The 21264-nt window shown below is 71.2% G+C and carries 17 protein-coding genes and 2 pseudogenes; 5 read left to right on the top strand and 14 right to left on the bottom strand.

What is annotated here, in order from left to right; all coding sequences use genetic code 11:
• Positions 1-62: 62 nt before the first annotated feature.
• Positions 63-380, bottom strand: a pseudogene (locus QMZ92_RS30485) (helix-turn-helix domain-containing protein); the annotation flags it as partial.
• Between the two features lie 78 nt (positions 381-458).
• Here QMZ92_RS30485 and QMZ92_RS30480 point away from each other — a divergent pair.
• Positions 459-683 (top strand): annotated as a pseudogene (locus QMZ92_RS30480) (transposase); the annotation flags it as partial.
• A 404-nt stretch (positions 684-1087) separates the two neighbouring features.
• Here the strand turns inward: QMZ92_RS30480 and QMZ92_RS30475 are convergent.
• On the bottom strand, positions 1088-2023 hold the full coding sequence (locus tag QMZ92_RS30475) for a helix-turn-helix domain-containing protein (RefSeq protein WP_283300801.1): 936 nt from the start codon (positions 2021-2023) through the stop codon (positions 1088-1090).
• Positions 2024-2151: 128 nt separating this feature from the next.
• Here QMZ92_RS30475 and QMZ92_RS30470 point away from each other — a divergent pair, with 128 nt between their 5' ends.
• Positions 2152-3195, top strand: coding sequence for a saccharopine dehydrogenase family protein (locus tag QMZ92_RS30470; protein WP_283300820.1), 1044 nt, complete (start codon positions 2152-2154; stop codon positions 3193-3195).
• A 499-nt stretch (positions 3196-3694) separates the two neighbouring features.
• Here QMZ92_RS30470 and QMZ92_RS30465 read toward each other — a convergent pair whose 3' ends face one another.
• On the bottom strand, positions 3695-4129 hold the full coding sequence (locus QMZ92_RS30465; protein WP_283300800.1) for a MarR family winged helix-turn-helix transcriptional regulator: 435 nt from the start codon (positions 4127-4129) through the stop codon (positions 3695-3697).
• A gap of 113 nt (positions 4130-4242) precedes the next feature.
• Here QMZ92_RS30465 and QMZ92_RS30460 point away from each other — a divergent pair, with 113 nt between their 5' ends.
• Positions 4243-5370, top strand: coding sequence for an NADH:flavin oxidoreductase (locus tag QMZ92_RS30460; RefSeq protein WP_283300799.1), 1128 nt, complete (start codon positions 4243-4245; stop codon positions 5368-5370).
• A 541-nt stretch (positions 5371-5911) separates the two neighbouring features.
• Here QMZ92_RS30460 and QMZ92_RS30455 read toward each other — a convergent pair.
• The gene (locus QMZ92_RS30455) at positions 5912-6565 is read right to left on the bottom strand and encodes a class I SAM-dependent methyltransferase (RefSeq protein ID WP_283300798.1); all 654 of its coding nucleotides are present in this window, start codon (positions 6563-6565) and stop codon (positions 5912-5914) included.
• Positions 6566-6992: 427 nt separating this feature from the next.
• Complete coding sequence (locus tag QMZ92_RS30450; protein ID WP_283300797.1) at positions 6993-8750, bottom strand: lysyl oxidase family protein; 1758 nt, start codon at positions 8748-8750, stop codon at positions 6993-6995.
• Between the two features lie 342 nt (positions 8751-9092).
• Between QMZ92_RS30450 and QMZ92_RS30445 the strand changes: the two genes are divergently transcribed.
• Positions 9093-9257, top strand: a complete 165-nt coding sequence (locus QMZ92_RS30445) for a hypothetical protein (protein ID WP_283300796.1) — start codon at positions 9093-9095, stop codon at positions 9255-9257.
• A 210-nt stretch (positions 9258-9467) separates the two neighbouring features.
• Here QMZ92_RS30445 and QMZ92_RS30440 read toward each other — a convergent pair whose 3' ends face one another.
• The 9 genes from QMZ92_RS30440 to QMZ92_RS30400 all read right to left on the bottom strand — a co-directional run bounded on the left by QMZ92_RS30440 (position 9468) and on the right by QMZ92_RS30400 (position 20450).
• Positions 9468-10151, bottom strand: coding sequence for a formyltransferase family protein (locus tag QMZ92_RS30440; RefSeq protein ID WP_283300795.1), 684 nt, complete (start codon positions 10149-10151; stop codon positions 9468-9470).
• Positions 10148-13300 (bottom strand): non-ribosomal peptide synthetase, encoded by a 3153-nt coding sequence (locus tag QMZ92_RS30435; RefSeq protein WP_283300794.1) that lies wholly within the window; start codon positions 13298-13300, stop codon positions 10148-10150. Before QMZ92_RS30435 ends, QMZ92_RS30440 begins: the two co-directional genes overlap by 4 nt.
• 2 nt (positions 13301-13302) lie before the next feature.
• Positions 13303-14337: an NAD-dependent epimerase/dehydratase family protein gene (locus QMZ92_RS30430; RefSeq protein ID WP_283300793.1), complete on the bottom strand. Its 1035-nt coding sequence runs from the start codon at positions 14335-14337 to the stop codon at positions 13303-13305.
• Positions 14334-16298, bottom strand: coding sequence for a fatty acid CoA ligase family protein (locus QMZ92_RS30425; RefSeq protein ID WP_283300792.1), 1965 nt, complete (start codon positions 16296-16298; stop codon positions 14334-14336). The genes QMZ92_RS30430 and QMZ92_RS30425 overlap by 4 nt, the downstream gene beginning before the upstream one ends.
• Positions 16298-17245 (bottom strand): beta-ketoacyl-[acyl-carrier-protein] synthase family protein, encoded by a 948-nt coding sequence (locus QMZ92_RS30420; RefSeq protein WP_283300791.1) that lies wholly within the window; start codon positions 17243-17245, stop codon positions 16298-16300. The genes QMZ92_RS30425 and QMZ92_RS30420 overlap by 1 nt, the downstream gene beginning before the upstream one ends.
• Before the next feature lie 2 nt (positions 17246-17247).
• Positions 17248-18246, bottom strand: coding sequence for a 3-oxoacyl-ACP synthase III family protein (locus tag QMZ92_RS30415; protein ID WP_283300790.1), 999 nt, complete (start codon positions 18244-18246; stop codon positions 17248-17250).
• Positions 18247-19034: 788 nt separating this feature from the next.
• Positions 19035-19340, bottom strand: coding sequence for an enoyl-CoA hydratase-related protein (locus QMZ92_RS30410; RefSeq protein WP_283300789.1), 306 nt, complete (start codon positions 19338-19340; stop codon positions 19035-19037).
• Positions 19325-19528, bottom strand: a complete 204-nt coding sequence (locus QMZ92_RS30405; protein WP_283300788.1) for a hypothetical protein — start codon at positions 19526-19528, stop codon at positions 19325-19327. The genes QMZ92_RS30410 and QMZ92_RS30405 overlap by 16 nt, the downstream gene beginning before the upstream one ends.
• A gap of 505 nt (positions 19529-20033) precedes the next feature.
• The gene (locus tag QMZ92_RS30400; RefSeq protein ID WP_283300787.1) at positions 20034-20450 is read right to left on the bottom strand and encodes a hypothetical protein; all 417 of its coding nucleotides are present in this window, start codon (positions 20448-20450) and stop codon (positions 20034-20036) included.
• A gap of 575 nt (positions 20451-21025) precedes the next feature.
• Between QMZ92_RS30400 and QMZ92_RS30395 the strand changes: the two genes are divergently transcribed.
• Positions 21026-21264: PhoD-like phosphatase N-terminal domain-containing protein (locus QMZ92_RS30395; RefSeq protein ID WP_283300786.1), on the top strand; the 239-nt coding region annotated here is incomplete at its 3' end.

The following is a 21264-nucleotide window of genomic DNA, read 5'->3' as shown; positions in this document are numbered from 1 at the left end:
GCTTCGCCGGGGGACGGCCGGCGAGGCGCGACAGCCGCCGTTGGGTGCGTGGGTCAGCAACGCAGTGAGCGTGGCGGAGTGACGCGCCGAGGCGCCATGGAGGCAAGGGTCTCGATCAGTTGGGCCGTGTCGGGATCGGAGAGACGAACGAAGCGATGACGGCCCCGACGCTCCTGCGCGAGCAATCCTCCGCCGACCAGGAGGTTCAGGTGCTCAGTGGCAGTCGAGGCGGCCACCCCGGCATGTCGCGCCAACTCGGTCGCGGTCCATGCCCGACCGTCCAAGAGAGCCAGGCAGAAGCTCGCGCGGGTGCCGTCCGCCAGAAGTCCGGCCAGAGCAGCCAGGTCCGGGCCCTCCAGGTGCGCGTCATGGTTTCTCATTGCCGTCCATCATCCACCAGCGATCCTTCGGCGAGGGCCGAAGAGGGGACAGGTCCCTTCGACCCGCACCAGGTTCTCCTGCTGCCGCCGTCCCTGGACGACTGGCTGCCCGAGGACCACCTGGCCCGGTTCGTCGCCGACCTGGTCGACCATGCGCTCGACCCGGCGCCGATCCTGGCCGACTGCACCGAGAAGCGCGGCTACCCGCCCTACGACCCCCGCTTGATGGTGCGCCTGCTGATCTACGGCTGCACCACCGGCATCCGCTCCTCCCGGGCGATCGAGCGCAAGTGCGCCGATGATGAGGACGGCGCCCGGGGCGAGTGGCGCCTGCCGGCCGCCTGCCACAACTTCCGCAAGGCCTTCCGGTACGTCGGCACCGCCGGACTCGCCGCGGCGATCGCCTGACCGGCCCGGGCCCCCCGTTCCCTCGCGCTGCTTCCCGGGCCACACAGGACCCGACACCCGCGCGGCAGGCACTGGCCGGGCGACCGCAACCGACCTCGGCGACCACGATCACCCGGTCAGTTGCCGGTTACCGGGACACACTCCTGGTCAGCCAGAGCGCCATCTCCCAGCCATCGTTCACCGTGTCTTCATCACAGAAGGTGAATCAGAACCCGAGTTCGGGCATCGGTTGTTCAGCACGTTGGCAGCACGGTGCCGTGGCGTTGCTCGATTGCCCGGTGGGGACTGGGGGACGACTCCTAGGGGCGGAAGGTGCGGCGGTAGGTGTCGGGTGGAACGCCGACGCTGCGGTGGAAGTGGCGACGCAGGGTGGTGGCGGTGCCCATGCCGGTGGCCGCGGCGATGGTGTCCACGGTGGCGTTGGTGGTCTCCAGCAGTTCCTGGGCGTGGCGGATGCGCTGGGTGTGGAGCCATCGCAGTGGTGTGGTGCCGGTGAGGTGCTTGAAGTGGCGGCCGAGGTGGCGTGAGCTCATGCGGGCCTGGCGGGCCAGGTCCTCTACGGTCAGCGGTTGGTCCAGCCGCTCCAGCGCCCAGGGGAAGAGCTCGCCCAGGGGGTGGTTGTCCGGGGAGGGGACGGGCGTTGCGATGAACTGGGCCTGGCCGCCGTCGCGGTGCGGCGGGATGACCAGACGGCGGGCGATCTTGTTGGCGATGGCCGAGCCGTGGTCGAGGCGGACCAGGTGCAGGCACAGGTCCATGGCGGCGGCCTTGCCCGCGGAGGTGAGGACGTCGCCGTTGTCGACGTAGAGGACGTCTGGATCGACGGTGGCCGCTGGGTGGCGCCGGGCCAGTTCCCGAGTGTGGGCCCAGTGTGTGGTGGCGCGCCTACCGTCCAGCAGCCCCGCCGCGCCCAGGACGAAGGCGCCCGTGCACAGTGAGGCCACGCGGGCGCCGGCCGCGTGAGCGGCGCGCACCGCCTCGATCAGCTCGGCCGGCGGTTCGCGATCCGTGTCGGCCCAGCCGGGGACGATCACCGTGTCGGCGTGCGCGAGGCGGTCGAGTCCGTGATCGGGTTCCAGGCGGAAGCGGTCGACACGCACCGGACCGCTCCCGCAGAGGGAGAAGTCGTACCAGGGGTCCACGATGTGGGTGAGGTCGGCTCCGAAGACCTCGACGGCCACGGAGAGTTCGTAGTGGAGCATGCCGTCGGTGACGGCCAGCGCGACAGTGGGCATGTCCGAAACTGTATGCGGCGTGTCGTTTCCGACGCTCGTGCGGGGTGCTGCCGCGAGGACAGGATGTGGCTGTCAGGCAGCTGTGGATCGACATCGCAGCGGGCGTTCGAGTACACGGGAGCAGTCTCATGGGGTCGGGTCAGCTGGTGGCGGTGTTCGGCGCGTACGGTCACACCGGGCGCTTCGTGGTTGCGGAGCTGGCCGCGCGCGGGTTCGTCCCGGTGCCGTCCGGGCGCAACGCGCAGGCTTTGGAGGAGCTGGCCGACGAGCACGGGCTGGAGGCCCGGGTGGCATCGGTCGAGGACCCGGCCTCCCTGGTGTGGGCCCTGGCGGGCACGGCGGCGGTCATCAACTGCGCAGGCCCCTTTGCCTCGACTGCCGGCCCGGTGATCGAGGCCGCGCTGCGCGCGGGGATCCCGTACCTTGACGTGGCCGCCGAGCTCGAGGCCAACCTCGACACGTTCGCCCACTACCGCGAGCGGGCCCGGGACGCGGGAGCGCTGATCGTCCCGGCCATGGCCTTCTTCGGCGGTCTCGGCGACCTGCTGGCCACGGCGGCGATGGGCGACTGGACCGAAGCCGACGAGGCACACATCGCCTATGGACTCAGCAGCTGGCACCCCACCGCCGGCACCCGGCTCTCGGGCGCGGTCTCCCGCGAGCGGCGCGGCGCCAACCGCCTGCGCTACAGCGGCGGACAGTGGGAGCACCGCACCGACGACGCCCCCACCCTGGAGTGGAGCTTCCCGGATCCGATGGGACCCCGGCCGGTGATCGCGGAGTTCACGATGGCTGACGTCGTCACCGTCTCCCAACACCTGTCCGTCCCCGACGTGACCACCTACATGACCGCCGAGGCGGTCCGCGACGTCGCCGCCCCCCACACACCGGCCCCGACCGCCGCGGACACGAGCGGGCGCTCGGACCAGACCTTCCTCGTCGACGTCGTCGTGCGCTCGGGCGGAGCCGACCGCCGGGCCACGGCCAGCGGACGGGACATCTACGCCGTCACCGCGCCGCTTGTCGCCGAGGCCCTCGAGCGTGTCCTGACCGGCCGCACCAAGGCCGTCGGCGTCGCCTCCGCCGGAGAGATCTTCGACGCCCAGGCTTTCCTCCGCGCGCTCGCCCCGCACATCGCACTCGACCTGCACCCGCAGAAGCAGACTGCCTGACATCGGCCCTCCGCCCGGCTGTCGGAGGCGCCCTCAGCGGGTCCTGACGGCATGGGCGTCGGGGCCCTCGTTGGATTCCCTCACCTGCACGGGGCTGTCCGAATTCACGGGGCTGTCCGAAGCGCTGAACAACCGCTGCCGAACCCGTGAGGAGGGCCTGGGGCTGGATTCGCCGCAGGGTCGGCGGTGCAGCGGACGGGGGTGGTTGCCCTCCACCCGTACTGTCGTGCGGTGCCAGTGGAGCGCACGAAGCGTCGGTGAAGGGTGGGCGGGGTGGCGGTGCGGCCGCCCGTCCCGGCCCGTGGGTGTGCGGTGGCGGTGTGGCCGCTGTTGTTCAGGACCGGCAGCGGCACCGTCTGCGAGCGGGGTTCCGGATCCGTCGTTCCGGTCGGTGCCCGTCCCGGTGGGCTTCCGCCGGCGCGTTCCGGTCTGCGGGGCGGCCACGAAGCCTGGGCCGCGGGCCGGCTGATCAACGCGGTCGGCTGCAGGTCACCCTCGGTCAGGGGGCGGGCTGGGAGATGAAGACTCGTTCCAGCAGGGCGTACAGGCAGTCCCGGTCCTGGTCGCTGAGCCTGTCCAGGCCATCCCGCGTGGCGTGCATCCTCGCGCGGATCGCGTCGGTGACACGCTCGCCCTCGGCTGTGAGGACGACGGTCTTGACGCGCCGGTCGGACGCGCTGGCCTCGCGGCGCACGAGGCCGCGCTTCTCCAGCCGGTCGATGATCCCGGTCATGTTGGAGGCGTCGCAGGTCATGGTGTCGGCCAGGGCGCGCATCGCGGCGGGTCCCCGGCGCAGCACGGTCAGCGCCTTGCCCTGGCTCGCTGTGAGGTTCTCGCTCGCCGCCGCGACCGTGAAGTCGCCGTAGTAGGCGCCGAGCGACACCGAGAGCAGCTCCATGAGCTGGGCCGTGTCGACGCGGGGAGGTTCTGGCATGGGGGTCACTCTACCCAGGAAACTTGACGATCTCAAATATCTGCCTCTACCGTCTCCTCATTGTCTGAAGTTCTCAAGCATCAAAGTTGTCAAGTACCTGTGAGGAGTATCCCGTGACCGTCACTGCGTCCTCCGCCTCCCGTGCGGCCGAGGTCCTGTCCCGGCCCGTCGCGCTGAACGGCCTGACCGTCCCGAACCGCATCGCGATGGCGCCGATGACACGCATGTTCTCCCCGGACGGCGTCCCCGGTGAGGACGTGCTGTCCTACTACGCCCGTCGCGCCGCAGCGGGCGTGGGGCTGATCGTCACCGAGGGGACCTACGTCGGCCACGAGTCGGCCGGGCAGAGCGACCGTGTCCCCCGGTTCCACGGTGAGGAGCAGCTGACGGGGTGGGCGAAGGTCGCCGAGGCCGTCCACGCGGCGGGTGGCACGATCGTGCCGCAGCTGTGGCACATCGGCATGGTGCGCAAGCAGGGCCAGCCGCCCTACGCCGACGCCCCCGCCGTCGGCCCCTCCGGCATCCGCGTCGACGGCACCGAGGGCACCGGCAAGGCGATGACCCGGAGCGACCTGGACGACGTCATCGGCGCGTTCGCCGAGGCCGCCGAGGCCGCCGAGCGCATCGGTTTCGACGGCGTCGAACTGCACGGCGCCCACGGCTACCTCCTCGACCAGTTCCTGTGGGAGAGGACGAACCGCCGTACCGACGCCTACGGCGGCGACGCCGTGGCCCGTGCGAAGTTCGCGGCCGAGATCGTGGCCGCGGTCCGCGCGGCCGTCTCGCACGACTTCCCGGTGATCTTCCGCTACTCGCAGTGGAAGCAGGAGGCCTATGACGCGAGGCTCGCTGAGACCCCGGAGGAGCTGGAGTCGATCCTGACGCCGCTCGCAGCGGCCGGCGTCGACGCCTTCCACGCTTCCACCCGCCGGTACTGGCTCCCGGAGTTCGAGGGCTCGGACCTGAACCTGGCGGGCTGGACGAAGAAGCTCACCGGCAGGCCCAGCATCACCGTCGGCTCGGTCGGCCTGGACGGCGACTTCATCGGCGCCTTCATGGGCGAGGGTGCCCCGGTCCAGGGCATCGACGACCTGCTGGACCGCATGGAGCGCGACGAGTTCGACATGGTCGCCGTCGGCCGCGCCTTGCTCCAGGACCCGGAGTGGGCGGCGAAGGTCCTGGAAGGCCGGTTCGAGGAGCTGAAGCCGTACGACGCGACGGCGCTGAAGACACTGAGCTAGTGCCGCGTCAGGCAACGTTCGCCCTGTCGCGGCGCCCGGCACGGCGACTCGCGGCGTTGCCGAGTCAACCGAGTAGGCCCACTACGAGGTCGACCCGGCGCCTTGCGATCCACCGCACCCGACGCCGCTCCTTGTCGGGCAAACCTTGCCTGACGTGGCAGTAGGACCTGCGCCTCAGCGCCAACCGGTTCGCCGCGTACGGCTTCTGGTCGGGCGCCACACAGGAGGGGCCGCCCGACAACCAGGCCGGCCAAGAGCCGGAACGGCCGGTCAGAGGTGACCGAAGGTCATCGCCGCAGGCGACGGCGAAGGCGCCCTTGACGGGACGTTCCGGCTCTCATCACCCTCAAGCGGGTGGCTCCCGGCATCCGAGTGACACAGCCGGCTACCTCGCCGCCCCCGCCGCCCTCGCCGCCACCGCCGCGAGTGCCGGGAGCGCGGGATGCTCCTGGTCCTCGACGAGGAGCGGACCGGCCCGTGCCGCACGGCGCCCTGTGCACCTTCGAACGCGACGGGGTCGTCCCCGACCTCCTCGCCCCGGCTACTCGGGGCGCCGGCGGGCGAGCAGCGTCGAGTCCTCGACCTCGACCTCCCGGCCCTCCCGGATCAGCGTCCGGGGCCGCTGCTGCGCCGCGAGCACCTCGAACCCGTCGGGCAGCCCCGGCACCAGTTCCTCGGCCAGGAACATGGCCCGCAGGTGCGTCTCCGTGAGCTGTGTGAAGTGGGCGGTGGGGGAGTGCCCGACCACGAGGAGATGTCCGCCGGGAGCGACGGCCCCGGCGAGCTGCCGCACCAAGTCCACCATCGCGCCGTTCGGCGGGTGCAGGTAGTGCGTCGTCACCAGGTCGTACGTCCGCCCGCCCGCCGTGAAGGCCCGCGCGTCGGTCCGCCACCAGTCGGTACGCTCGGCCACGCCTGCCTCCTCGGCGTGCCGGGCGGCCCGCGCGAGGCCCTCGGCGGAGAAGTCCGCGCCGGTGACCGTCCACCCCTGACGCGCCAGCCAGATCACGTCTCCGCCCTCACCACAGCCGACGTCGAGCGCGCGCCCGGCCCGAAGCCCCTGCGCCAGGGCGACGAGCTGCGGGTTGGGCGTCCCCCGCCAGGCGGCGCCCTTCCCGGCATACCGCTCGTCCCAGCCCGCCGGTTCGAACATCGCGGCCTGCGGATCGGCCGCTGCGGTCTCCTCTGTGCCCATGAGGCGTCGTCCTTCCACGGTACGGAGCGGGGGCGCCCGGACGCCGGGTGTTCCCCGGGCGGACCCGACGCCGGTCCAGGCGCGGGGGCCCGCCCGAAGACCGATCCACGACCGGGCTCCCACAGCGGGAATCCTGCCCGGTACCGCCCGGCACGGCCAGAAACGTTGCCAAGTCGGCAAAAGCGGGCGCCTCACTTGCCATTCCTCCGGAACCTCGAGATCCCAGCCTTCAGGCGTCCACGATCGAGGGGAGGCTTCATCCGCGCGAACCTGTCGGGCTGCGTGCCGTCCGATCCGTCCGTGCCGGCAGACCACTTCCACGGTCCGGGTGGGCAACTGATCCCCGGCGCGTGCCCGGTGGATCACGGCCGCCGTGAGATCCCTGCCGGTGACGCCACGGGCGGCCGTGATGGTGCGGAAGTACGCGTCAGTTCGCGTTCACCAGGTCGTGCGCCGGTACCGTCACCGTCCGCTTTCCTGGCTTGCCGCCGAGCACGACCTTCCGCAGAGCGCTGTTGTTGGCGGTGCTGGTCTCCTTCAGCCGGTTCTCCGGGTTCGCCAGCACCTGGATGTAGTACGTGCCGTTGGGCAGGTTGGTGATGTCGAAGGACTGGCCGGGCAGGTCCTGGGTGTAGGTGTCACCGGAGCCGACGTCCAGCACCTCGCGGACCGAGATCGAGTTCTCCTGGCCGCAGGCGGTGGCCAGATCGGTGTTGTACGGGTGCCAGTTGGCGTTCTTCACCGTGTAGTCGACCGCGTCGGTGTTGGCCAGGCAGAAGGCCTCCTTGCCGCTGCGCACGGTTTCCTTCCTGTCCGACTTCAGCAGCCGGTAGCTGGCGAAGTCGGTGAAGTGCCAGTGCATGTGGCCCGGCCTCGGATCCCATTCCATCGTGCCGGTCGGGGTGTAGCCGACCTGCTTGCCCCGGGCGTCGTAGAAGTACTGGTAGGCGTCCATCTTGGCCTTGCCGGGCGAGCGGAATCCGTCCACCACGAGCTGCGCCGGGCCGGCGTTCCAGACGTTGGCACTGAAGGCCAGGTAGTCCCTGCCGGGGACGTCCTCTCCGCCGTCGCTGATGGTGATGCCGTAGGCCGGCAGCGACCGCAGGTCGGGCTTGGGGACGTTCGGGACGGAGGGCTTGCCGGCCGGCCGCTTGGACAGCGGCCCCAGGGCGGGCGCCTGGCGCGAGCCGTCGGTCCGGCCCTCGGAGTCGCCGACCTCTGTCGAACGTGCCGCCTGCTGCTTCTTCAGCGCCCACGGCAGAGCGGGAGGGGCGGCCTTCAGCGGCCCGTGACCGACGTTGTACGAAGGGCCCGCGCCGCTCGTCACCGCCGCGGCGGCCTGGGCGGGCGTCGGGGCGTGCCCCGGCCCGTGGCCGGCGTGCGCGGCACCGGCTGCCGACGGCGCCGTGTGGGCGGCCCCGTGTCCCGAGTGCTCACCGGGCTTGGCTGTCCGAGCTGCGGCGCCCCGACCGTCCTCGAAGCTGTGCTCCTGCACGGTCACCTTCACCGTGACGGGCTTGTTCGCGATGCCGAACAGGTCACGGTACTTCTTGGCGACCGAGACCTTGGCGGTGTAGGTACCGGCGGCCAGCTTGACCGGCTCGGTGTAGGAACCCGCGTAGGTGTTGGCGGCCCAGCCCTTCTCCACGCCCCACACGGAACCGAGGGTGAAGGGGTTGGTGGGGCAGCTCTCCGGATACTTCGAGGTGGCGGGCGCGTCGGGCCGTACGCGCCCACTGGCGTTGTTCGGGCAGAAGCTCTCGGCACGGCTGAGGACCTGCTTGCCCGCCTTGTCGGTGACCGTGATCACCGCGAAGCCCGGCAGCCCGGAGAAGTCCGTCACGGTGCCGTTGGGCAGCGTCCTGGCCTTCGCCCTACCGCCCTCGTACACGGTCTGGGTGATGGTCACCGGGTCCTTGTAGGACTTCCGGGTCACCTTCAGCTCCAGCGGCGCCCCCTCCGCGGTGAGGTAGGTGCCGAGATCCAGGTAGACGCCAGGATCCTCCTTCCAGGAGGTGAGCGTGAGCGAGGTGCTCGCCGCGATGAGGCTCAGGTTGGGCCCCGTCGCGGCCTTCGGCGCGTCCGACGTGGTGGCCACGAATCCGGCTGTCACGGCCATGACGGCGATGGCCGTGGTGCCCGCGAGCAGCGGACGCCGCAGCCGGGTGGTACGCGTTGTGGTCATCGTTCCCTCGTCCTCCGGGATGCTGTGTGGGAAGGAAGCAGACAGCGGGCCACTCGGCTCGACGACATACGCGGCCGCCTGCCCGCACGGTGAGAGGAACGGACCGGACGCTCGGTTGTCCGCGGCGTCGAAGACGCTGCGAGGTTGGCCGGATAGGGCCGTTGCGGAGGAGAGCGGGTGCGCGCCGCCGGCTCGCCGCAGACGCGTGCGCGTGGGCGTGCGCGACGTCGGCCGGGGGCTCGGGCGTCGCGATCCCGGCGAGCGGCGGAGCAAGGAGCTCGTGTGACCGCCGGCGTTCCTCCCTCCACTGCCCCGCCGTCTCGCGATCCGGAGCCGCCGCTGTTGACGGCCCATGCCGCGATCGTTGTCCTGACGGCCGCCTTGATCGGTGAGATCGCCGGATTCCTCACCTCACCGGGCACCCGCAGCATCGACACAGCAGTCCTCACCGGCGTGACGACCGCCGGTATCGGCGCACCCGTCCTGAGCAAGGCGATCGGCCGCTGACCTCCAGGGCCGGCGCCCCGATCGCCTTCCCGGGACACGAAGCCCGCAGTCCCGTTGCCGCGGTGCCGGGGTGCCACACGCGGCCGTGGGAACGCCGCGGCGCCGCCCCTCGGGGGCCTGCGCGATTCGCCACACGATCACCCCGCACATCCGCGAGGTGAAGGACGGGCAGTCCGTGCTGCTTGTGTCCCCGCGGGACCCGCGGTCGCCTCATCCCAGGACCGCGGCGAGCTCCGGGAGGTAGTCCGCCAGGAAGCCCAGGCTGGTGGCCCGGCCGAATTCCGGGTGGTCCCGGTGATCGGGCAGACGGGCCAGTTCCCTGCGGCCGAAGTACCCGATGGCGCCGGCGCCGCTTCGGCGGGCCGGTTCGCCGTTCCAGGCAGGGTCGGCTGCGACCAGGGGCAGACATCGCTCGAAGAGCCGGTGGCAGATCTGCAGCCCGCGGCGCAGAACCATGTGGAACGGCTCGTCGGGCCCGATCGGATAGGGGTCGGCGGCCAGAATGGGGCCGGTGTCGATTCCCTCGTCCACCTGGTGGAGGGTCGCGGCGAACTCCCGCTCGCCACGCAGCATCGCGTAGACCAGGGCCACTTCCGGCAGCCCCCGGTAGGTGGGCAGCGGACCGTGGTGGACGTTGAGGACGCGCAGCCCGCTGGACAGCACCGGCGTACGGAAGATCATCCGGTTGTTCAACGACCAGACGACACCGTCCGTGCTGGCGGTGACCAGTTCCGCCGCCACGGAGTTGACGTCCGCGGCGGCCCGGAAGGGAACATCGGGCCGAGTGGCGTTCGCAGCAGGGGGAGGCCCGCAGACCAGGTCCACAGGCAGGCCGCTGTCGAGGGTGTGCTGAACGGCGCGCCACAGGAGAGCGCCCTCTCCGACGAAGATCACGACCCGCTCCGCAGGGCCTCGACGGCCTCGACCACCCGGCCGAGCGTCAGTTTGTCGCTCAGGGGGCCGAGTTGGGTCAGGAACCGCTGCTCCGCGTCCCTCCCCGGCAGCTCCCGGCCCAGCGCGGCCAGCATCTCCAGGACGGCGAGCGAGTCGCCGCCCAGAGCATGGAAGTCGGACGAGGCATCGAGGTCCGTGGCTTCGCAGCGCAGGACACGGGCCCAGATCCCGGCCGTCACAGAGGCCACACCCGGTCCCGGCTCGTCTGCCGCCCCCGCAGGACGCGCTCCGGTGGCGGGGTCCGGGACGTCGGTCGCCCGCGTTGGAGCGGATGCCCCGTCGAAGGGGTTCGGCAGCGCGCCGCGGTCGGTCTTGCCGCTGGCCGTCTCCGGCAGTCGGGTGACCGTACGCATCACCGTGGGCACCAGGTGGGACGGCAGCGCGCGCTCGAGATCCGCTCGTACGGCCGCCTCGTCGAAGGCAGCAGCGCTCCGGACCGGCACCACGAAAGCGCACAGCGCCTGCGCGCCGGTGTCGTTCCTGCGGCGGGCGACCACCGCGGCCTGCGCGATGTCCGGCAGAGCGGTGAGCGCGGCCTCGACCTCGCCCGGCTCGACACGGTGACCGCGGATCTTCACCTGGGAGTCGATCCTGCCGGCGTACTCCAGCTGTCCGTCGGGCAGACGGCGCACCAGATCCCCGGTGCGGTAGGCGCGTCGGCCGTCCGGAAGGTGGACGAAGCGTTCGGCCGTCAGATCGGGGCGGCCGAGGTAGCCGCGGGCCAACTGGACGCCGGTCACGTGGAGTTCGCCCAACTCGCCGTCCGGGACTTCGCGTCCCCGCTCGTCGAGTACGGCCACGGACGTGCGGTGCACCGGCACTCCGATCGGTGCGGACGGGCGTCCGGTGCCGTCGTCGACGACGGCGACGGTGCAGGCCACCGTGGCCTCGGTAGGGCCGTAGACGTTCACGAAGAGACAGTCGGGCCCGAACGACGCGCGTGCCCGGCTGCTGCCGGCCGTGGTGAGATTCTCGCCGCCGGACTGGAGGGCGCGGATGCGTGTGGCGCGGATTCCGAGGCGCCAGGCGAGATCGAGGTGGGTCGGCGTCATCCCGAGGGTGTTGGCCAGGCGTCCGGAGAACATCTCGCGCAGCTTGACGTGGTCGAGCTCACCGGGCACTGGCACGACAGCACCGCCGTGCACGAGGGGCGGGAAGATCTGCATGATCGACAGGTCGAATCCGGGGGAGAAGGAGTACGCGGCCCGGGTCTCCTCGTCGCAGCGCATGAAGGGGGCGATCCACCCGACGACGTTGGTCAGGCTGCGGTGCTCGATCTGTACGCCCTTGGGCCTGCCGGTGGAGCCCGAGGTGTAGATGACGTACGCCAGATCGTCGGGGCCGGGAGCGGCGGCGGTGAGGGCCGCGCGGCCTGGCTCGTCGACGGTCGCTCCGTCGCCCGCGACGTGCTCGAGGAGAACCGTCGTGCAACCGCTGCCCTGAGTCAGGTCGCACGAGGCCGTCTCCGCGAGGCAGATGCGAGCCCCCGCGTCGTGCAGCAGTTCCTCGACCCGCCGCGCCGGATTGCGCACGTCGACGGGCAGGAAGGCCGCGCCCGCCTTCAGGACGCCCCAGACTCCGGCCAGGCCCGCTGCCGAACGGTCCGCCAGGACTCCGACGACCTCGCCGCGCCGGACGCCGCGGGCGAGCAGCTCGACCGCGACGGCGTCGGAGCGACGGTCCAGTTCCGCGTACGACCACCGCAGGCCGTCGCCGAGCACAGCGGGTGCGTCCGGCCGGCGGGCGACCTGAGCCCGGAACAGCTGCACCACCGAGCCGTCCAGTGAAGGAAGGCCACCTGGCCCGGGCGCGAGCAGCAGCTCGGCGGCGCCGGGCTCCCGCGGCGCTGCCGGGGGTGGCGTGCACGAGGCCGGTGCGTCCGCGCCCAGCGCGGAGCCGATGCGATCCAGCAGGGCCTCGCAGCGCTCGCCGACGTCCGCCGCTCCACGGGCGGAGACCACGAGCTCGACGTGCTCGGGCAGTTCCAGCAGCGCGATGCTGACCGGTACCAGGGGAGCGTGCACCGGCAGGACGTACACGGTCGTCGCGGTGAACTCCCCTGCGCTGAAGTCGGCAGGCGTCAGCCGGCCGGCGTTCGACACGACGGCCGATGCCAGGTAGCGGTGCCGTGCCGAGGCGGCGGCCCGTGACGCGCCCACCAGGGCCGCTGCCGCCGGAAGCGGAAGGCGGGCCAGGGCCGCTTCCGGGCCGGCCGCCAGTTCCCGCCGGGAGGCCAGCGCATCCAGCAACCGCCGGTGGACGGCGTCCGCACCCTGGCCGGACGGGATGTCGAGGAACACCGGTAGGGCCAGATTGGCCGTCGACGACACACCGGGGTCGTGACGTCGAAGGTCCACGGGCAGCATGATCCGGGCCGCCGGGCCGGGTAGGTCCTCCGCGATCGCTGCCGCCACCTTGGCGGCCAGCGCCGGGTGGCGGCCCGCCACCGTACGCCGCCGCCACACCGAATCGCTGCCGGGCCGGCCGCCGAGCGGTGAGCGCTGGTCGAGCCCGAGCCGGGGCCGCTGCCCGGTCCTGCCCACCGAGTCCAGGAGCGCGTAGTCGGTCAGCGGGTCCGCGGCACCCCGTGGGGGTTCGCCGCGCAGGGCCCGGAAGACCTCCGTGGCCCATACCGACACGCCCTTGAGGTCCATCACGGCGTGGGACGCCCTGAAGACCACGGTGCCGGGTTCGCCGGTGAGCAGCAGCACTTCGCAGCCCGGGCGGTCCTCCGCGTGGGCGAGCGGGGTGGTGAGCTCCGGCGGTCCCGTGAGCGACGTGCGGTCGAACGACGTTCCCTCGACGAGCACGACCCGTGGGGGACGTCCGCTGTCGACCCACATCCTGCCGCGGCGCACCAACCGCGAGCCGGGGCAGGACGCTGAGGCCTCGGCCACGGCACGGCTCAGGGCCAGGGCGTCGATCGGCCCGGTGCCCTCGACCACCAACTGGAGCACCAGCAGTTCGCCGCCCAGCCGGGCGGCGGCGAGATAGGACCACTCGGTAGGGGAGACGGGGCGGCGGAAGGTCGCCCGGCCGCGGGACCCGGTACCGGCACCGCCGCCCACGGCGGCGTGCTGCGTGCTCATGACTACTGCACCTTCCTGATGTACTCGTTGACGCCGCCGATGCTGTCGATCCAGGCCTCGAGCCGGGCCATCCCCACTTCGTGGGTGACCGGCGGCGGCGCCAGGTCCCGCCGTGCTGCCGAGGTGTCGTACGTCGCCGAACGCGTCAGCAGGGCCAGCGTGTACCGGGAGAGCGGCGGGGAGGAGTGCCTGGCCAGCGGCGGTAGCTTCCAGAGCGTGTCCGCCGTGACGGCGAGCGCCCGCAGCAGACCGTGGGAGACCTGCCGGGTGGGGGGCTTGCCCCCGAACCGTCCGGCGAGGACGGCGAGCATGCTCCACACCTCCACCGGCTCCCGGTCGGCGACGAAGTACGCCCGGCCGCCGACCCCGTCGGCACGTGCCGCCCGTACACAGGCATCGGCGGCGTTCTCGCAGTAGCACAGCGAGGCGTACACCGGTCTGCCGCCGGAGAGGTCGGGCAGACTTCCCGTCATCATCTTCGCGATCAGCCGAGGCATGAAACCGGAGTGGTCACGCGGGCCCCACACGGCCCGCGGGCGCAGTGCGACGGTGGTGAACTCCCCGCGGTCCGCGGCCAGGACGAGACGCTCCGCTTCGGCCTTGGTCTCCGAGTAGAGGTTGAGGTGCCGTGCGGGGTAGGGCTCGCTCTCGTCGATGTCGATCTGGTCACCGCCGCGAACGCCCATCAGCGCGCTGGGGCTGCTGATGAACACGAAGCGCCGTGCCCCGGCCCGCCGGGCCGCCGCCATCAGGCGCTCGGTGCCCTCGACGTTCTCGTCCCGGAACTGGGCCCGGGTGCCTCGGTCGGTGACCCTGGCCGCGCTGTGGTGCACGACGTCGACGCCTTCCGTCGCCCTTCGCAGGGACGCGGTGTCACGCAGATCTCCGTACGCGAACTCGATACCCGCGACGGTGCGCAGACGGCTGAGATCGCTCTCCTCGCGGACGAGGACCCGCACCGTGTCGCCCGCGCGCAGACAGGCATCGACAATGTGGCTGCCCAGGAACCCGGACGCGCCCGTCACCAGTACTTTCACGAGGCCGCCCCCCTCGCCCTGCCGCCGCGCCGGCGCCACCAGGTCGCACCGAACAGCATCGTCAGCGCGGCCGTCGTCCAGGGCCTTCGCCCAGTGGCCAGCTCCTGCTCCACACGCAGGGCGGACGGTATCTGGAGCGCATGGACGACGACGCTCAGGAAGGCGTCGATCCACCACAAGGCGGTCAGCGCCACGTGGTCCCAGGGCAGCAGCGGCCAGACCGGCAGATAGGCCCAGCCGAGCAGCGGAACGGTGCGCAACGCCCGGTCCGCGGCTGTCGGACGGCGACTTCCGGTGAGCCGGTCCTCGGCCCAGCCGGCCAGCAGCTCCCGGCGGATCTTGGCGTTGTGGCGGATGTCCACGGGGAAGGCGGGGTGCGGCAGGAAGTCCTCGATCCCCTTGGTCACCGGGGTGCCGGCGCCCAGGGCGCGCAGCTCGCGCTCGATCCGCGGCCAGTGCCCCGGACCTGTGTCCGGTTCGAGCTCCACGCACAGCACGGGCCGCTGCTCGCCGTGCGGGCCGAAGCCCACCAGCGCTGTGCGCCTGACCTGCGGATGGGCGTTGAAGACGCCTTCGCATCGCACGGTGTGCAGGTCGCCGTTCGCCGTGCGGACACGGTGGCTCTTGCGTCCGCAGAACCAGATGCGGCCCTCGCCGTCGATCCACCCGACGTCGCCGGTGCGGTGCCAGCGACGCCCGTCATCCTGGATCTTGTGCTCGGCATCGGCCCCGGGTGAGCGGAAGTAGCGCGGGCTGACCGCCTGGCCGCTGACCACGATCTCGCCGATCTCACCTTCCGCGACGGGAAGTTCGGGCGTCCAGAAGGGCACCGGCCCGTCGCTGACCTCGATGGTGCGGACTGTCGTGCCGGGTGCGGGCCGCCCCACACAGACACCGAGGGCGGCGGCAGGGCCGTCGGCGGGTCCGGCCAGTGCCTCCCTGCTCTCGACCAGCGCCATCGGCAGTGCCTCGGTCGACCCGTAGGTGCTGAACACGTTTGCGTCGTCCGGCAGCACGGCGCGCAGAGCGGTCATCAGTCCAGGGCTCACCGGGGCTCCACCGGAGACGATCAGACGCAGTGACGGTACTTGGGCGCCGGTTTTCGCCAGATGGGCCGAGAGCGGTCCCAGCAGGGCGGGCGAAGCGAACATGGCGTTCACACCGAAACGCTGGATGGCGTCGGTGAGCAGCATCGGGTCGGCGGCGCCGACCCGGCCCATGTTCATCCTCGGCACCACCACCGTGCGGCCCGCCGCGAGGTCGAACACACCCATCAGCGGCATCGTGACCAGAGTGCTGGTCATGTCAGCGGTGAAGTGGCCGGCCTCGACGCCGTGTGCCATCCCTCGCAGCATGCCGACGGTGATCTCGACCGGTTTGGCCGGACCCGTACTGCCGGTGGTGTAGCCGATCAGCGCGACGTCGTCCGGCCCGGACGCCTGCGGAGGCAGCTGCGGCCGGCCCGCACCGAGGGCGGACAGCTCCGCGAGTCCGGTGCCGCTCCGCCGGGGCAGCGTGATCACGCTCTTCACTCCGGCGAAGGCACGTGGCCGAAGACGCCGGAGCATGTGCGCGGACGGTACGCCGATGAAGGCCTGGACCTCCACCCGGCGGATGCAGTCCAGCATGCGGCCCAGTCCCATGCCGGGGTCGACCACCACGGGGACCGCGCCCGTGTGCATCAGGGCGAAGACCAGGACGAGCAGGTCGGCGCCGGGAGTCACCAGCAGGGCCGTACGGGTACCGCGGCCGATGCCACGAGCGCTGAGACCGGCGGCGCACGCGGTGACCCGGGCGGCGAAGTCGCCGTAGCCGACCGAGGTGTAGGCGGCCTGCCCCGACGAGCCCTGCCTCCCGGCCGGATGGATGACGGCTGCCCTGTCGGGGGTACGCGCGGCGTGCCGGGCGAGCAGTTCGGCCAGGGACGCGTTCCGGGCCGGCCCGGTCATGGTGCCGGACATCAGCGGGCGGCTCCCTCGGTGTCGCCGGTCAGACGGTAGAGGGACGTAGCCGAGCTCAGGCCCGCGCCGACGGCGAGGAAGAGGATCCGGTCGTGGCCCGTGAGCCGTCCCGAGTCCCGGGCCTGAGCGAAGCCGTAGGTGAGTGCGGAGGTGTGCGGGTCGCCCTTGAGCCCTTCGACGGTCACCGCGGCATCGGACGCCAGGCCCAGGCGCTTGGACAGGCGGGAGGCGAAGTCGTGCGACGGCTGGGAGGTGATCAGCAGGGTGCGGTCCAGGACCGTCGGTGCCTGGGCCGCTTCCGCACCGTACTCGGCTGCCAGCGCGTCGCGCACGGAGTCGACGGCGAGATCGAGCATGCGCTCCACCACGCCGCTGTCGCGGTCGACCGCTACGGTGTTCCGGCCTTCGGAGCCGGCCTCGTACAGCGGCAGGTATCCGTTGACGCCATGGCCGCCGGGCAGCGAACGGTGGTGCACCCGTCCGAAGCCGCGGGCGTCGTCGCTGCGTTCCAGCAGCACTGCCGCGCCGGTGCTCGCATACGGGAACGCGGCCGTCCCCGCTCTGGCCGGGTCCATCGAGGGGTGGGTGTCGGCAGAGACGACCAGCACCCGGCGGGCGCTGCCGGCCACCAGCAGCGAACTCCCGGCCTGGACGGCGTTGAGCACGCCGCAGGCACCGTTCATCAGGTCGAACGAGAACGCGGCATGCCTGTCGGTGGCGTGCAGGTAGTCCAGGTTGATACCGATGCGCTTCTGGATGAGCGCGGCGACGGACGGCTCGGAGACGTTGGAGTCGCGGTAGACACCGACGTTGATCAGCACGTCGACGTCCGCGGGTGTGAGACCCGCTCGCCGCAGACACGCACTACCGGCGGATGCCGCGTATCCGATCGCGCTGCCGGTCTCGTCGGTCGGGCTGAGTGCCGTCGAGGTGATGACGGTGGCCATGGTCATACCTCCAGGGAGGAGACGGTCGCGGACAGGAACCCGGTCACCACGCCGGAGGCGGCGGGCACCATGAGGATCTTCGAGCCCCTGGGTATGCGGCGCTCCATGAGTGCCTGGTGCAGGGCCAGATAGTGGGATGTGGTCGCGGTGTTGGCGAACTTCTCGACGACCGAGAGCGACTCGGGCATCGGTGTCCCGAACATGCTCTCGCCCACGTGGTTCATGAAGTCGATGAAGCGGCTGCCGACCTGGTGCTGGATCACGAAGTCGTACCCCTCGTCGCCGAACCGGCGGCCGTCGTCGGCGAGTCTGTCGCGGTGGAAGGCCGGCCACAGCGAGAGACGGTCCTCGGCGTGCATCTCCTTGTTGTTGGTGTACATGGCCAGATCGCCGGTGTCGTCGCTCGGCATGCCCAGGCACAGGTGCGAGTACTCCGAGCAGGTCATCAGTTCGATGTCGTGGATGACGTCGGCGTCGTCGGTGGCGCGGTCGACGAGGACGGCGACGGCGGAGTCACCGACGGAGAGCGACGCGAACTGAGGATCCCGGCTGTCCTCCATCTCGCGCGCGGCGGTGAAGGCGATCGGGGTGATGTGCTCTCCGCTGAGCACCAGACCGCTGCGCACCTCACCCGAGCGGATCATCCGGTCCAGCAGATAGACACCGGTCATCATGCCTGCGCAGGCGTTGGACACATCGAAGTGAATCGCCCTGTCCGCGCCGAGTTCCCCGGCGATGCGGCGGGCGAACGAAGGCTCGAACTGGTGGCGTCGGCCGTCGGTCGTACGGCTGATGGAGCAGGAGATCACGATGTCGATCTCGTCGGCGGTGTAGCGCGAGCGGCCGAGGCACGCGCGGGCCGCCGAGACGGCCATGGTGAGGCAGTCCTCGGGGGTGCCGGCGGTGTCGTCCGCGACCCGGCGCTCGGCCATTCCGGTAATTTTCAGAAGGTCAAATTCAGGCGCTTTCTCCATACGGGCGAGGAGCTCCGGAGTGCTCATGGAAGCCGATGGCAGATAGGCCCCGATGGACTCTAAGCGACTGTTGTACACAAACTCTCCCGGTGGTTTCTCGTTCACGCGGCGCGTCGTCGCACTGATTAATGAACAGACGTCAGGGAATCCTTGTCCGCGTCATGTTCTCGTGTGGTGAAGCCATCGAAAAATTCTGGTTTCACCGTCGGCGGGACGTGGTCCGGCGACAGGAAACCCCGGACCTCGGTGCGCTGCACGTCGACGCTATCGCACCGATCCGGGCGGTCTCACGCTGCGGACCTGTGACGATCACCACTCGTCGTCGGCGTGGGGTCGCTGTGCGTGATGGCGGGAAATCGGCGGCTGCTTATGTGACGGCAGGATGACGGTGCGCATTCGGAGCGAGTGATTCCGTTGAATGCGGAAACTTCTCGTGAGGGTGTTGCGGCCCGTTGTCCGAGCGGTCCGCAGCGGAAATCCCGTCTCGTTGTTCCCGTCGGGTCGGCGGCGCGGGAAGAACGGAATCGTGGGCCGATTGTTCACAATCGGCCCACGAATCTGGCTGGATTTCGACACAACGAGGTCCGGGTACCCGCAGGGCGGACCACGACGACCAGGCCGACCCCGCTCGGCGGAACGGGCTGGGGATCGCGCTCGACACGGCTTCTGCGACCGGCACCGTCTGCCGCGCTGGAGAGGCGGCGTGCCCTCTCTGCGGGGTGGGTGTTCAGCGGAGGGGTGCCAGGTGGATGAGGCGGCTCCTCCCCGGTCGGTGTCCGATGGGGGAAGGGTTTCCCCGGGGCTCGGTCGGGTCGTCAGGGTGTCCAGGCCGGGGGCTGCTTCTCGCAGAATGCCAGGGCCCCCTCGGCTGCCGAACTCGTGTGGAAGACGGGTGCGGTGAGCGGGTCCTGGACGGTGAACGCCGTGCGGTCGTCGAGGCCTCGGGTGCCCGTGACGACCTGTCGGGTGATCCGGACCGCTTGCGGGCAGTTGGCGCGAACGCGCTCGGCCAGGGCGATCGCGGCGTCGAGGGCTTCGCCCTCGACGGTGAGCCGGTTGACGAGTCCGTACCGGAAGCCGTCCGCGGCGGTCAGCCGTGATGCGGTCAGGAGCATTTCCATGGCCCGGTGATGGGGGAGCCGGCAGGGGAGGCGGATGGCTCCGCCCTCGGAGGCGTCGACGCTGTGTCCAGGTGCTCGGGGACGCCGAGGACCGCGCAGATCAACCGGAACGTCAGCGGCGCCGCGAAGTCCGCGATCAGGTCGATGTGCGCTTGGTGTTCGACCCGGTCCAGGAGGCGGTGCGCCACCCCTGTGATGAAGGGTTCCGGCAGGGCGATCCGGCGGGGCAGGAACGCGGTGCTGACCAGGGTCCGCAGCCGGGTGTGGGCCGGGGGGTCGGAGTGGACCAGGTGTCGGTTGAGCCGGCCGGCCCCGGCACGTATCCCGGCACCATCCCCGGGTGCTTGCTGAGCCGGGGGTCGGCCGGCAGGGCGCGTACGTCCTGGTACCGGGAGACCTGCCACACCGCTGCCCGGCCGGGGCGCCGCTCCACGTAGGCGGGGGCGTGGCGCCGCAGCCAGGCGAAGTACGGGTAGGGATCACGCATGCGGCTGGCCAGGAGGTCGGAAGGCGGACGGGGGACGGCTTCAGCGGGCACGGCTCCTTGATCCGGCTACGTGGAACCGCCGTGCCCGTCGCGGGTGCTTGAGAGCGGAAACGCCGTCCTGTCTTCCGCCGCGGACGGTGAAGCGGCGCGCCCAGCGCGCCCGCGCCCGCGGCAAGTGGTGGGCGGGGCGCGACGGGCGGCAGGAATCAGGCCTTCGTCTGGGCGCTGCAGACCCAGTCGCCGTAGCGGACGCCGTTCTTCGAGCGGACGATGCAGACCCGGACCGGGTCGTTCTCGATCAGGTCGTAGTTGCAGAACGAGTAGCCGTCGGTCGTGTCGCTCTTGGAGGTCGTGTCGTAGCAGCCGGTCCGGTGATCCACCCAGCTCCACGCGTCGATGTTGACCTTCTGCCAGCGCTGGATCTTGGCCCGCACGGAGTAGCCGTCCGCGGACAGGTCCTTGACCCACAGCTCGTCGCCGTAGGTCTTGAATGTCGCCGTGCCCCAGGTCCGGGAGACGGTGACATTGCTTCCGCTTGCGGAGGCCGAGCCCGCCATGCCCCCGACGATGATGACGCTCGCCGCGAGAGCCATACCGGCCTTTGCTACCGTCCTGCGCTTCATCGTGCGTTCCCCCTGTAGGTGTCGGGTCGTCACGAGTGCCAGATCAAAGCGTTGTCCTGGATTGCTTGTCAACTGCTTTGCAGACGCGGCGTGTTGGGTCGTGTACATGACGAAAAGGGGAGTCCGGCGCCCGCCTGGCGCCGGATGGGGGTGGTATCCAAGCAGGCGAGAGTGGGTCTCCGGTACGGCGACGAGTCGCCCGGCCGGTGAAGGGCGGTGCGCATGCGGGCCACGCCGGGCTGCCAGGACGGGCTTCAGCAGGTTCCGCCGTTTGCTCGCGGTCGGCGGCGGGGGACGGGGACCTCTGGGCTGCCGACCCGTGCCCCTGCGGTCGGCGCCCAGCGCTGAGCCCGCGGGGGACGTCCAGGCCGGAGGGCTGTCCTGTGCCGGTCACTACGCGACGGTTCGTCGTGGGCCCGTGCGCGCCCACCACCGCCACACGCGGGGGAGTTCGGCCCCCTGGGCCGTGTCCGTGAGGTCCGGAGCAGTCGGTCGCGACTCACGGCGGCGAGCATGCGGGCGGCGGCCTGAATGCGACTGCCCGTTCGTGAGACCCGTCAGTAACCTGATCCGACGTGACTAGCAGAGTCCGCACAACCACGAGCCGGCGCACGGTCGTCAAGGTCGCTGCCGCCACCGCTGTCGCCGGATCCGTAGTGGCCGGCACCGATGTGTCCTCGTCCGCGTCGGCCCACGAGCGGGTCCCCGCTTTCGTGCACGGGGTCGCCTCGGGCGACCCGCTCCCCGACGGCGTGCTGCTGTGGACCCGGGTCACCCCGGCCCCCGACGCCCTGCCCGGTTCCGGCAAGGGCCC

This window comes from Streptomyces sp. HNM0645 (assembly GCF_030056615.1).
Lineage (GTDB): Bacteria > Actinomycetota > Actinomycetes > Streptomycetales > Streptomycetaceae > Streptomyces > Streptomyces marianii.
The sequence above is the reverse complement of the archived record's forward strand: the minus strand, read 5'-3'. Positions and strand labels throughout refer to the sequence as shown.